Consider the following 12,325-nt stretch of genomic DNA (forward strand, 5'->3'; position numbering starts at 1 on the left):
GAGGAGAAGAACAATGAAGATGATGACCAGAATGATGGCGATGCTTGCCGGTGCCGCTTATGTGGCGATGGCGACCGCACCCGCGGCAGGTGCCGCGGAACTGCGCATGTCATGGTGGGGCGGTGAGAGCCGCCATGTCGCCACCCAGAAAGCGATTGCCGCCTGTGGCGAGAAATACGGCCACACGATCAAGGGCGAGTTCACCGGTTTCGACGGTTATCTCGAAAAACTCACCACCCAGATGGCGGGCAAGACGGAAGCTGATATCGTTCAGGTCAACTGGCCGTGGCTGCCGCTGTTTTCCAAGAATGGCGAAGGTTTTGCCGATCTGCGCCAGCTGAAGCCGCTCGATCTTTCCCAATGGGCCGAGAGCGATCTGGAGGCGGGGTCGATGAACGGCGTGCTGCAGGGGCTTTCCGTTTCCACCACCGGCCGCGTCTTCTTCTTCAATGCCACGACCTTCGAAAAGGCGGGTGTCGAAATTCCGAAGACCTGGGATGAGTTCTTCGCGGCGACGAAGACCATCAAGGAAAAGCTCGGTAAGGACTATTATACCTTCAACGCCGTGAAGGAGACCGCCCAGCTTCTGGTGACGCTGGCCGTTGTGCAGAAAACCGGCAAGGATCTGGTCGATCCCAAGACAAACCGCGTGGCTTGGACGCCGGAGGAACTGGCCGAGGGCATTTCCTTTGTCGGCAAGCTGGTCGAAACCGGATCCATCCGCTCCCAGAAAGAGGAAGCGGCCGATGGCAATGTCAATCTTTATGAAAAGCCGTCCTGGTCTGAAGGCCGCATTGCCGGCTCCTATGAATGGGATTCGACCTATTCAAAATATGCCGATCCGCTCAAGGAAGGGCAGGTTCTGAAACCGTTCCCGATGCTGAAGCTTGCCGATGCCGTAACCGAAGGCGTCTATCGTAAGCCCTCCATGGTGTTTTCGATCTCGAAAAATTCGAAGAACCCGGAAGCGGCCGCGCAAATCCTGAACTGCCTGCTGAACGAACCGGAAGGCATTGATGCACTCGGCACCTCACGCGGCCTGCCCGCCTCCAAGGCTGCGGCTGCACGTCTGGGCGACAAGGGCGAGCCGGAAGTGCGCGCCGCCAATGCCATCGTCATGGCCGCATCCGGGCCGGTGGTATCGCCCTTCAACGAACATCCGGAAATCCGCTCGGCCTTCATCGATACGCTGGAAGAATATGCCTATGGCCAGCTGACGGCGGAGGAGGCGGCCGAGCAGATCGTCGATTCCACCAATGATGTTCTGGCGAAGTTCGATTGACGGCAATCTCCCGCCGCCGCGTCCGTGGCGGCGGGCTCACTGACCGGCTGCCGGAACATGCGAGGCATGTCCGCCAGGGCCTGGCCGGATAGGGACGAAAGACGGGAAATGAACATGAACGAACCCCTTATCATCGCGTCTTCAGCGCGAACGGCAGCGCTTTGCCTCGCCGCACCCGGCGCTCGCCATTTCCTTCCGGCGAGGACGGAGTGGCGTTTGTCGTCGACGGAAGGCGACGAGCGGCGCGGCGAAACTGCGACCGTGGTGACGCTGCTGCATGATCTCTTACCGGATACCGGCTATCTGTTCGAGGCCGAGGGGTTCGCAGCGCTGGAGTTCAGAACCAGCCCTTGCGCCGGGCTTGTGGAGGCTGCGGCGTTCTCCCTTGCGCCGGATGTCGCGCTCGATGATGAAGAGGGCGCGCGTGCCAATGCCGAGGCGCTGGAAACGGCGGTGGCTGCGGTGCCGCATGGCGGCACATTGCGGCTTGCGGCCGGTCTCTGGACGTCCTTCCCTGTCCGCCTCAAAAGCAACATGACCTTCCATCTTGCCGAGGGAGCCGTGCTGCGCGCCCCTTCGAGCCGTAAAGCCTGGCCGATCCTGCCGGCACGCGATGATGCGGGCCATATGCTCGGAAGCTGGGAAGGCCTTCCGGATGCCTGTTTCGCCGCGCCGGTTCAAGCCATCGGGACAGATAATCTCATCATTGAGGGCAGGGGCGTTCTCGATGGTTCGGGCGACAGGGGTGACTGGTGGAGCTGGCCAAAAGAAACCCGCGACGGCGCGCGGCGGCCGCGCGGCCTGCATCTCGTTTCCTGCCGCAAGATCCAGCTTCTCGGCTTTACGATAAAAAACGCCGCCTCATGGACAATCCATCCGCAGGGCTGCGAAGACTTGATCGCTGCCGGCCTCACCATCAACGCGCCGCATGACAGCCCGAACACCGATGGTTTCAATCCTGAAAGCTGCCGCAACGTCACGATATCGGGCGTTCGTTTTTCGGTCGGAGACGATTGCATCGCCGTAAAGGCAGGAAAGCGCGGCCCGGATGGCGAGGACGATCATCTCGCGGAAACCCGTGGCATTCGTGTGCGCCATTGTCTGATGGAGCGCGGCCATGGCGGGCTGGTGATCGGCTCGGAAATGTCCGGCGGCGTGCATGACGTGTCTGTGGAGGATTGCGACATGGTCGGCACGGATCGCGGCCTGCGCCTCAAGACGCGGCGCGGACGGGGCGGCATCGTCAGCAATATCGCCATGCGCCGGGTGCTGCTGGACGGCGTGCAAACCGCGCTTTCCGCCAATGCACACTATCATTGCGATGCTGATGGACATGACGAACGGGTACAGTCGCGGCAGCCGGCGCCGATCGACAAGGGCACGCCATTCATCGATGGAATTATCGTGGAAGATGTCGAAATACGCAATCTCGCCCATGCTGCGGGCGTCTTTCTCGGCCTTCCCGAAGCACCCATACGCAATGTCGCCATCCGCAATCTCACCATCGTCTCGCGCGATCCATCGGCCATCGCCGCACCTCCCATCATGGCTGACCGGGTTTGTCCCATGCGCCATGAGGCGATTGTTGTCGAACAGACACATATAGTCTGCGACGATCCCGCCATGCTGAGCGACGCTTCCATTTCCACTGTTTCAGATCGCGATTGAGAAAATCCATGAAAGCCACTGAATATTTTGAGCAATTCTGCAGTCGTTATAGGCATTACAAGGGCGGCAGCTGGTGTTATGAGGATGGATGCATCTACCGCGGCCTGCAGCAGCTGTCCGAGGCCACCGGAGAGGCGCGCTGGAGCGACCATCTGCACCGGCTCGCCGATGTGCAGATAGCGACCGACGGCGCACTCGCCGGTTACGATCCGCAGGAATATAATATCGACCATATTCTTGCCGGCCGTATCCTCTTTCCCCTTTCGGAAGAAACGGGTGACCCACGGTATCTCGCTGCCGCGGACCATCTGGCGGGGCAGCTACGCAGCCATCCACGCATCGCCTGCGGCAATTACTGGCACAAGAAACGCTATCCGCATCAGGTTTGGCTGGACGGTCTCTATATGGGTCTTCCGTTCCAGATTGAATATGCGCAGGCAACGGGGCGGCCCGAACTGATCGACGACGCGCTGAGGCAGTTTTCAACGGCACTTGCCCTGACGGCGGATACCGGCGGGCTCTATGTTCATGGCTACGATGAAAGCCGCACCCAGCGCTGGGCCGATCCGCAGACCGGCAAATCGCCGGCCGTCTGGGCCCGTGCGGTCGGCTGGCTGGCCATGGCGCTGGTGGATGCGCTCACGATACTGCCGGATGATGGCCGGACAAATGAATTGCGACAGAGCACACGGCGCCTCCTGGCTGAGATCGTCGCACGCCAGACAGGCAGCGGTCTGTGGATGCAGGTTCTCGATAATCCGGATCTGGAGGGCAATTACGAGGAGACATCCGCCTCCGCAATGTTCTCCTATGCGCTGCTGCGTGCGGTCCGTCTTGGGCTGTTGCAGGGAGAGGCGGCGGGCGCGGCTTTGTCCGCAGGTCGTCGCGCGCTTTCGGCTCTGCTGGAGACCCGGCTTCTGGCGGGCGAAGACGGTGTCACTCGTCTTACCGGCATCGTACACGTCGCTGGACTTGGTGGTTTCGAGGGCAATTATCGCGACGGCTCGCCGGAATATTATCTGACCGAGCCAGTGGTTAGCGATGACGCCAAGGGAGTGGGTCCCCTGATGATGGCCTTTGCCGAAAATCTCCTGCTGGTCTGATGTGCCACCACCTCGATGAGCAGGATAGTTAGAGCGGGACTCCCCGAAATTTGCCCGGTTGCGGCGCTATCGGCGGATCAGGCCCGCCTCCGGCGCTTCACCGTCAAGCCGTGCTTTTTTCGATGAAGCGGATGGCGTCGCCGACGGTCAGGATCGTATTTGCGGCGGAATCCGGAATCTCCACCCCGAATTCCTCTTCGATCTCCATGACCACCTGAACTATTTCCAGAGAGTCTGCCCCGAGATCGTCGGCAAAACTGGCATCGTCCACGACGGCGGCAGGGTCTGCGCCAAGCTGGTCCACGATGATTTTTCTGATACGTTCGGCAATTGTGGGCATGAGAAGGCTCCGCGAGAGTGGTTGTCGCCGAACCTGCCCCATGGACATTGCCGGAACTTGTTCTTGCAAAATCACACATTTGCAGGAACAACACGGCTGTGTCACGGGGTCGAAACATCGATGACATCCGGACGTAGCACGCCTTTCTCCGCTGCGAAAGGGTGCCGGCCTCGACCCCATGTCCGGAAAAATTCGCGGCGACTGCAAGATTAAACGGTTTGTGACTGGAAGCGGAGAACCCGGACGCGGTAAAGCTGGTTTCCATTGAACAATTGCCGCTATCTCATTGAGCATCAACGCCATGGCCCCATCATCCCCGGAACGCTTCATCTTGCTTGACGGCATAAGGGGCGTGGCTGCGCTCTTTATCGTCCATCGCCATGCCGAGCAGTTTTTCGGCAGGGATCCGGCCTCGAGCTATCTTGCCGTTGATCTGTTTTTTGCTCTCAGCGGCTTCGTGCTCGCTCACGCCTATGGCGTCAGATTGCGTGACGGGGCTATCACGCCCGGCTTTTTCATGAAGGCGCGCTTCGCCCGACTTTATCCGCTTTATGTGCTGGCACTGGCGTTGATGGTGGCCTATTTCATCTGCCTTTATTTGCTGGGTCTGCCGACGCCGATCGACGATCTGCATCGTCTCATCGATCCCGGTGAACTGGCCTTTGCGCTGGTGACGGGGCTTCTCTTTCTGCCGGCGCCTTTCACGTTGACCCTCAATGGCGCGCTGTTTCTCGTCAGCCCGGCGTGGTCGCTTTTCAACGAACTGGTGGTGAACGTGGTCTATGCCCGCTGGGGCGTGCGGGCGACGGTGAAGCAGATCGCAGCCGTCATCGTTGCCAGCGCCATCGTGCTGGTGGTGGCCGCCGCCGCGTCTGGAAAGCTGCATCTCGGTTTCCGTTGGCATGAAATGTATGCCGGCATGGGCCGAGTATTCTTTTCGTTTTTCGCCGGTGTACTCGTTTACCGGTTCCGCAACCGTGTGCCGGAGCTGAGGCCCGTCCAGGCCGCGCTGTGTCTGGTGCTCGTCTGTGTCATCCTTGCCGTGCCCGTATCACGCGAAGTCCGGCCCTACTTCGACCTCGCAATCGTCCTGCTCCTCTGGCCGCTGCTGCTGTTCGTGGCCAGCCGAACGGTGCCGAGCCCCATGGTGAGTGCACTTTCGGGGTTTCTTGGTACGGCGTCTTACGCCGTCTATGTCCTACATATTCCGCTTCTGGCATGGACGGAGTTTTTGGTCCCGTCCATCACGCAGCAGAATATCGCCCTGCCGGCCGGCGTCCTGTTTCTCATCGGCACGACGTGGATTTCATGGTGGCTGACGGTCCGTTACGATCAGCCCGTTCAGAAATGGGTGAAAAACCGTCTGCGGAAACGCGCAGAAACCCGCCAGCCCGTCTAGTCGAAACAAGCGGGCCTGAAATTCAGTAGTGGGCAAAGATAGGCGCGGTCAGCACAAAGGCGGCCACAAGGCTGATGATCGTCAGTTTCGCCGCTCGCATGCGGCGCATTTTGCGGCCGCTCCAGTCATACGTCATACTCTCTCTCCACGCAGACGCAAACTCGCCGGTATGAAACCCGCTGACGTCGAGGCCTGTCCCGGCCTTCAGCGCGCATGTTCCATCCGCCACCTTCGTGCCGCCTGATCCGCGCACGGAGGTATCCATTTCAGTGTTGCCTGATATACGTCATTTGCCAAGCCGTTATTTTCATCGGTGATTTTGAAGGCTTGGTTTCCCTGTCGTCATGGATGGAAGAGCGCCGTTATCGGTAAAGAGGCGGCAGCCCCTGAATCGCGTAACGTGGCAACGGTTTCCATGATTTACTGCGATCATGTTTATGAACGCCAAAAAGAAAGCGCATTTCCTTCGAAAGCTCGGCAGGGTCGGTCAGCCCGCCCTGAAACAGCTGGATCACTTTTCGGGCGGCATTGTTGTAAAGCATGACTTCCTCGTCCATGGTGTGCCGGTCATAACCGAGGTCTGCCAGCACCGACTGGAGCATCTTGAGGTCCTGTGACGAAATGATGCAATTTTCATATGCGGAAGACATCACGTCCTCCTTTCTATGGGGTTCACCAAAACTGTGGTGTCTCGCGTCGCTGCGGATGTCATGCGACGCCGCTTCCGTGCATCCGAGCGACAGGCCGTGCCATTAAAGCGTCGCGCCTTGGACATTCATGTCGTGTGGGTCCGTATCGTTCCTGCGGGTCAACGACATGAGCAGGACGAGGGCTTCAGCGGCCGTCGTAAAGCGGCGGTAACGCCCTTTTCAGTGATTGGGAGGGTGCGCCCATTGGGCGGAATAGGCAAGTTAATTCCGTCGCAGTCGGCGGCAGTCGTGCATATTTATCTTCGGCTGCTCACGGCAACAAAAAAGGCCGGGGCAATATTGCACCGACCTTCCTCATATCGCTCTCAACACCAGTGCCAGTACATCCGTGGTCAAAAGTCTGAAGCGACTAAAACAACTGCGAACGACGAATTCATTCGCGCTCACCAGCAGTTGCTATGAGAGATATATAGAAGAGCAATATGGCCAAAACAAGTCCGGTCTCCCAGACGAGAGATTTATCGTCGTGACCTGCGCGCCGACACCGTGCCCTACTTCTTCTTGCCATCCGCTGTCGTGGCGTTTGCGAACTTCACCTGCGAACCGGCTGGCGCCGCGGCGGGTGTTTTCGTCTTGTCCTTCTTCGGCTTGCGGATTTCCTTGTTACTGCGCAACTGACCCTTTGCCATGGTGTCGTCCTCCTGCGTTGACCGGGTGATGTAAAAGCGCCCGCTATCTGTTACCGGATCGTTTCTTTGCGGGCACCGGATCGGCGGCGACAACCGCCGCTTCCTGTGCCTCGCGAAGCTGGCGAAGGCGTTCCGTCTTGCGGGCGCGCTGGTCGGCTTCGGCGTTGATGATCTGCTTTGCCGCGCTGTCGGTCAATGATGCTTTGTCCTGAGCGGACAGTTTACCGGGCTTGAAAAAAACTTCTTTCGTGGCGGCCATGGCAGTCTCCTTCGCGGAAGTGCGGTGTAGGGCGTTTACCGGGTACGGGCGGCCTTTTTGGGCACTGGCAGCAGCCCTTCGCGCTGCATCTTCTTTTTCTCCAGCTTGCGGTGGCGGCGTACGGCTTCGGCTTCTTCGCGAACACGCTTTTCCGACGGCTTTTCATAGGATTCGCGGGCGCGCATCTCGCGGAAAATGCCTTCACGCTGCATTCTCTTTTTCAGGACGCGAAGGGCCTGTTCAACATTGTTGTCTCTGACGAGTACCTGCAAGACTATCTCCTTTAAGCGGCCAATGCCGCTACTTTCTGATTTTGATCGTGTTCAGGTTGATCCAGCTTGATCCGGTTTCGCGTGGCGAGAGGCTTTCGCCTTTGCCTAGCCGCGAGGCCGTCGACATCGATGCGTCTATCTCATCGAGTGCGACGCTGCGCTCAAAATTCTCGTGCTGGAAACGCACCCTGTAACGAACCGTTCCCTGGGCTTCGGGCATGACTGACACGATCCGGCCGGGACCATCGGGCTGTGCATTGCCAAGGACGCCGGACTTCAAAAAGACGGTGTCACCGCAATGATAGGAATTTTTACGCATGAGGACCTCCATGGCCCAAAAACAAAAGGCCGGGCTTTAACCCGACCTCTCACAGTCATCGGCAAGCGCAGCCAGTACATCCGTGGTCTGCGGTGCCAAAATGACGAATATCAAGCTGCCTGAAGGTTGTCGGCAGAGCTCTTTCCGGACCGACGGTCCTGGACGATCTCGTAGCTGATCTTCTGGCCGTCGTTCAGAGAACGCATGCCAGCGCGCTCGACAGCGGAAATGTGAACGAAAACGTCCGTGCCGCCATTGTCAGGCTGAATGAAGCCGAAGCCCTTGGTGGCGTTAAACCACTTTACAGTACCAGTGTTCATAACGATTTCCTTTCGTAGAATCGTTGTGGTTCCCGCGATACCTTGCGGGATAAGATCGATTATTTGAGAGGAAATCCGACGGGGAACAGTCTGTTCCAGAACGACGTCACAAGCAATGGTCGATAAGGCAAATATAAGCTCAATTTTCGATTTTGCAATGACCACCGTGAAGAAACAGGTATTTCGCGACGGTTCGGGGGCTAAGTGACTGTTAATGCGCCGAAATATAATAAATGTATGATATTTCGGCGCAAATGGTCATCAACCGGCGCCAGGCGTGACGTCCTTGCTGTCGCCATCCGGCAGGCTTCCTGCGCCTGGTGTCTTTTCATGGTCGGTCAGGGAAGGTTTGGCGTGCGGACCTGCAGGAGGAATGTCGCTGACCTTCGAAGCCCTGTTGTCGTCGTTTTTCGTCTTTTGCTCTTGCGTCATGGCGTTCTCCTTCTGACAGGGAAACGCTGACGGCAGGACGAGGTTCCGTAACCGTGCAAGGGCGCGGGCGGGCGTGATCGGTCAGCGGCGGGAGCGCGGCTTCTTCTCTTCCCGATTCATGTCGCGCCCCACCCATTTGAAGAATACGACGAGGCTGACGCCGATGATGATGAGCGGAACGATGGATTGCAAACTGGACATGACTCACTCTTTCTTCCCCCGGCAATCAATTTACCGGTATGGAAGGAGTGCGTAATCTGCGGAATATCGCCCGTTCTTTTTGGTGGTTGCCCGTGGCGGATGGCGCCACGGGCTGAGGCAGCTAGAGGGGCAGGGATTTCACCGGCTGGGCGCCGCCTTCCAGCGCACTTTTCAGTGCCGCCACGCCTGTCAGAACCGACATGGCGCCAGCGCGCGAACCAGCCCGCTGCCGCAGCCGGTCGTTGGAGCCGGGCTTGAAGATCATGTCGCGCATGCGGTTGTCGCCGCCATAATGGCCGCCCGGCTCATGCGGCACCCAGATGTGCTCAACACCGCCGCCGAAGCTCTTCACCAGCAGGATTTCATCGGCTGGCGGCTCCGTCCAGGGCTGCTTTTCATATTGGCGCATCTCGATGCGACCCTTGTGGCCGTTGAAGGCGATGTGGTGACCCTCTATCGGCATGTAGGTGTTGAGTGAATAGGAAACCTGCACGCCGCTGGCATAACGGATCGAAGCGCTCATGGTATCGGGAATGTCGATGTCCTCCCGGAAGACGCAGGCATCACGCATGTATCCGTCAATGCTCGACGGGTCCTCGTAGAGGGCATCGAGGAAAGGATCGGCGCCGAGGTCCATGAAATAATCACACTCATTCTTGTGCGGACAGGTGCGACAGCGCGTTCCGCGGAACGGGCCGTTCTTGCCATAATGCAGCAATTGCCCGAAGCCCTTCACCTCGACGGGATCGGAGTCGAGATACCAGTTCAGGAGGTCGAAATGGTGCGTGGCCTTGTGCACGAACAGGCTGCCGGAATGTTCGGTGAAGGCATGCCACCGGCGGAAATAATCCGCGCCGTGCTGGTTATCGAGATACCAGTGAAAATCCACCGAGGTAACGGTGCCGATGGCGCCTTCGTCGATCAGTTCCTTGATGCGGGCTGCGGTGGGAGAGAAGCGATAATTGAAGGAGACATCGACCCGGCGGCCGCTTTTGGCCTCGGCTGCGCGAATCCGGTCAATCTTTTCGGGGGTGGTGGTCATCGGCTTTTCGCTGATGACGTCTGCCCCGCCTTCCAGCGCGCGGATGATGATGTCGTCATGCGTATCGTCGGGCGTGCAGACGATCACCAGCTCCGGGCGCTGCTCTTCCATCATCCGGTCGAAATCGTCGTAAAGCGGGGCGCTCGATCCCATCATGGCGCGGGCGCGCTCAGCGCGCATCAGGTTCAGGTCGCAAATGCCGACGAGTTCGACATAGTCGCTCCAGCCGGCCAGCAATTCGCGGCCCCACATGGTGGTGCCACGATTGCCGGTGCCGACCAGCGCATAGCGTTTGCGTTTCACCCTTTCAGGCATTGTCTCTCTCCCGGATCTATCAACAAACAGTCTTGAAACGCTCGACCACGGTGGCGAGGACCTCGTCCACCGGCCGCGCCTGCCAGCGATGCGAAAAGATTTCCACTTCCTGCGGGCCGTGGAAGCCCGCAGCCTCGATCATGGCGCGAAATGCCTTGAGGTCAATCACACCATCTCCCATCATGCCTCGATCGTTGAGCGGGTCTGTGGTCGGCACCAGCCAGTCGCAGATGTGATGGGCGAGAATTTGGCCATTCCTGCCGGCCCGCGCCACCTGCTCCTCCAGTTCCGGGTCCCACCAGACATGATAGACATCGATGGCCACGCCGGTGCCGGCACCCAGCCGGTCGCAGAGGTCGAGCGATTGTTTCAGCGTGTTGATGCAGGCGCGGTCCGCGGCATAGAAAGGATGCAGCGGTTCGATGGCGAGCGGCACGCCGGCAGCCCGCGCATAAGGAAGAAGTTCTGCCATGCCGTCCTCCACCATCTGCCGCGCACCTTTCAGATCGCGCGAACCGGCGGGCAGGCCGCCCACGACAAGCACAAGGCAGTCGGCCTTCATGGCGGCGGCCTCATCGACGGCGCGCTTATTGTCCTCGATGGCGAGACGTCGGCCTTCAGCGTCAGGAGCCGGGAAAAAACCGCCGCGGCAATGACCGGACAGGCGCAGGCCGTTCCGCTCAACGATGCGGGCGGCTTCCGCAAGGCCGATACCGTTCACCTGCTCGCGCCACGGAGAGATGGTGGTGATGCCATGGGCGAGGCAGGCATCCACGATGGCACCGAAATTTGCGCCTTGCCGCACGGTCGCGAAATTGATGGAAAGGCCTTCAAGGCTCATCTTCTATCCTCCCTCGTTCTGCTTCAGCTGATACCCCGGACGGCGAGAAATGCCTTCATCCGGTGCGTCGCCAGGTCAGGTTCAGCCAGCACGTTGGCCTTGTCCGCCAGCCGGAAAAGCTCGGCGAAGTGCTGCGTGGAACGGGTGCTTTCCTGGCCGCCGACCATGGTGAAATGATCCTGCAATCCGTTGAGATAGGCGAGGAACACCACGCCGGTCTTGTAGAAGCGGGTGGGCGCCTTGAAGATGTGGCGTGAAAGCGCCACCGTCGGCTCCAGAATATCGAAGAACTCATTGTCGGCACCGCGCTTCAGGCTGGCCAGTGCCTTGGACGCAGCGGGAGCGATGGCGTCGAAAATGCCGAGCAGGGCGTCCGAATGACCCTTCTCGTCACCGGCGATCAATTCGGCATAATTGAAATCGTCGCCGGTATACATGCGCACGCCAGCGGGCAGGCGGCGGCGCATGGCAATTTCCTTTTCCTTGGAGAGAAGTGAAATCTTGATGCCGTCGATCTTGTCGGCATTCTCCTCGATCATGGCAAGGCAGGTGTCCATGGCGGTCATATGGTCGCCCGAACCCCAGTAGCCCTCGAGCGCCGGGTCGAACATTTCGCCCAGCCAGTGGATCACCACTTTCTGTTCGGCGCGGGAAAGCACCCTTGTGTAGGTCTTGAGGTAATCATCGGGCGAACGGGCGGCGGCGGCGAGCGCGCGGCTGGCCATCAGGATAACGCGCCCGCCTTCTCCCTGAACAAAATCAAGCTGTTCGAGGTAAGAGTGGACAATCTGATTCAGATCGAAACCGCTTCCGTTCAGATGATCGGTGCCCACCCCGCAGGCAATCAGCGCATCCTTGCGGCTGGCGGCTTCCTTGAGCGAACGGGAGATCAGCTCCTGGGCCTGCGGCCATGCCAGCCCCATGCCGCGCTGAGCCGTGTCCATCGCTTCTGCGACCCCGAGGCCGAGGTCCCAAAGGCGATGACGGAAACGCAAGGTCGCATCCCAATCGATCGCGGGGGTCAGCCACGGGTCGTTGTCGGCGAGTGGATCGGCCACCACGTGGGCGGCCGCGAAAGCGACGCGGTTGAAATCGGCGGCACTTCGTTTTTCAACCGCGACCGGCGTGCCGGATAATCTGTAGACCTCGATGCTGCGGTCGTCTTTCGGAAGCTTGAGTTCACTCACGTCAGC

At 59.4% G+C, this 12,325-nt stretch carries 16 protein-coding genes; 4 read left to right on the forward strand and 12 right to left on the reverse strand.

Features of this window, described 5'->3' with window-relative positions:
- Positions 1-13 precede the first annotated feature (13 nt).
- The 3 genes from FHW77_RS03965 (at position 14) to FHW77_RS03975 (ending at position 4,053) form a co-directional block, all read left to right on the forward strand.
- Complete coding sequence (locus tag FHW77_RS03965; RefSeq protein WP_004444971.1) at positions 14-1,282, forward strand: ABC transporter substrate-binding protein; 1,269 nt, start codon at positions 14-16, stop codon at positions 1,280-1,282.
- Positions 1,283-1,396: 114 nt separating this feature from the next.
- Positions 1,397-2,950 (forward strand): polygalacturonase PglA, encoded by a 1,554-nt coding sequence (pglA, locus tag FHW77_RS03970; RefSeq protein WP_004444969.1) that lies wholly within the window; start codon positions 1,397-1,399, stop codon positions 2,948-2,950.
- Between the two features lie 8 nt (positions 2,951-2,958).
- Positions 2,959-4,053 carry a glycoside hydrolase family 88/105 protein gene (locus FHW77_RS03975; protein WP_004444967.1) on the forward strand — a complete coding sequence of 365 codons (1,095 nt, stop codon included), beginning with the start codon at positions 2,959-2,961 and terminating at the stop codon, positions 4,051-4,053.
- Between the two features lie 103 nt (positions 4,054-4,156).
- Here the strand turns inward: FHW77_RS03975 and FHW77_RS03980 are convergent, their stop codons facing one another.
- A complete protein-coding gene (locus FHW77_RS03980) occupies positions 4,157-4,393 on the reverse strand; it encodes an acyl carrier protein (protein WP_004444965.1) in 237 nt (78 codons plus the stop codon).
- 301 nt (positions 4,394-4,694) lie between these two features.
- On the opposite strand from FHW77_RS03980, the gene FHW77_RS03985 reads away from it, so the two are divergent.
- Positions 4,695-5,792: an acyltransferase family protein gene (locus tag FHW77_RS03985; protein WP_004444963.1), complete on the forward strand. Its 1,098-nt coding sequence runs from the start codon at positions 4,695-4,697 to the stop codon at positions 5,790-5,792.
- Between the two features lie 22 nt (positions 5,793-5,814).
- Here FHW77_RS03985 and FHW77_RS03990 read toward each other — a convergent pair whose 3' ends face one another.
- The 11 genes from FHW77_RS03990 to FHW77_RS04040 form a co-directional block, all read right to left on the reverse strand.
- Complete coding sequence (locus tag FHW77_RS03990; protein WP_004444961.1) at positions 5,815-6,057, reverse strand: hypothetical protein; 243 nt, start codon at positions 6,055-6,057, stop codon at positions 5,815-5,817.
- A 97-nt stretch (positions 6,058-6,154) separates the two neighbouring features.
- Positions 6,155-6,442, reverse strand: coding sequence for a hypothetical protein (locus FHW77_RS03995; protein WP_004444960.1), 288 nt, complete (start codon positions 6,440-6,442; stop codon positions 6,155-6,157).
- A 551-nt stretch (positions 6,443-6,993) separates the two neighbouring features.
- On the reverse strand, positions 6,994-7,131 hold the full coding sequence (locus FHW77_RS04000; RefSeq protein ID WP_004444959.1) for a hypothetical protein: 138 nt from the start codon (positions 7,129-7,131) through the stop codon (positions 6,994-6,996).
- Positions 7,132-7,174: 43 nt separating this feature from the next.
- The gene (locus FHW77_RS04005) at positions 7,175-7,390 is read right to left on the reverse strand and encodes a hypothetical protein (RefSeq protein WP_004444958.1); all 216 of its coding nucleotides are present in this window, start codon (positions 7,388-7,390) and stop codon (positions 7,175-7,177) included.
- Positions 7,391-7,425: 35 nt separating this feature from the next.
- Positions 7,426-7,662, reverse strand: coding sequence for a 30S ribosomal protein S21 (gene rpsU, locus FHW77_RS04010; RefSeq protein WP_004444956.1), 237 nt, complete (start codon positions 7,660-7,662; stop codon positions 7,426-7,428).
- A 28-nt stretch (positions 7,663-7,690) separates the two neighbouring features.
- Entirely contained in the window at positions 7,691-7,981 is a 291-nt protein-coding gene (locus FHW77_RS04015; RefSeq protein WP_004444954.1) for a hypothetical protein, read from the reverse strand.
- Positions 7,982-8,091: 110 nt separating this feature from the next.
- Complete coding sequence (locus tag FHW77_RS04020; RefSeq protein WP_003508146.1) at positions 8,092-8,301, reverse strand: cold-shock protein; 210 nt, start codon at positions 8,299-8,301, stop codon at positions 8,092-8,094.
- Positions 8,302-8,562: 261 nt separating this feature from the next.
- Positions 8,563-8,733, reverse strand: a complete 171-nt coding sequence (locus FHW77_RS04025) for a hypothetical protein (protein WP_004444952.1) — start codon at positions 8,731-8,733, stop codon at positions 8,563-8,565.
- A 322-nt stretch (positions 8,734-9,055) separates the two neighbouring features.
- Positions 9,056-10,291, reverse strand: coding sequence for a Gfo/Idh/MocA family protein (locus tag FHW77_RS04030; RefSeq protein ID WP_004444946.1), 1,236 nt, complete (start codon positions 10,289-10,291; stop codon positions 9,056-9,058).
- A gap of 19 nt (positions 10,292-10,310) precedes the next feature.
- Positions 10,311-11,132, reverse strand: a complete 822-nt coding sequence (locus FHW77_RS04035; RefSeq protein WP_004444942.1) for a sugar phosphate isomerase/epimerase family protein — start codon at positions 11,130-11,132, stop codon at positions 10,311-10,313.
- A gap of 23 nt (positions 11,133-11,155) precedes the next feature.
- On the reverse strand, positions 11,156-12,319 hold the full coding sequence (locus FHW77_RS04040; RefSeq protein ID WP_004444941.1) for a dihydrodipicolinate synthase family protein: 1,164 nt from the start codon (positions 12,317-12,319) through the stop codon (positions 11,156-11,158).
- Positions 12,320-12,325 lie beyond the last annotated feature (6 nt).

The organism is Agrobacterium sp. RC10-4-1 (assembly GCF_014138475.1).
Classification (GTDB): domain Bacteria; phylum Pseudomonadota; class Alphaproteobacteria; order Rhizobiales; family Rhizobiaceae; genus Agrobacterium; species Agrobacterium pusense.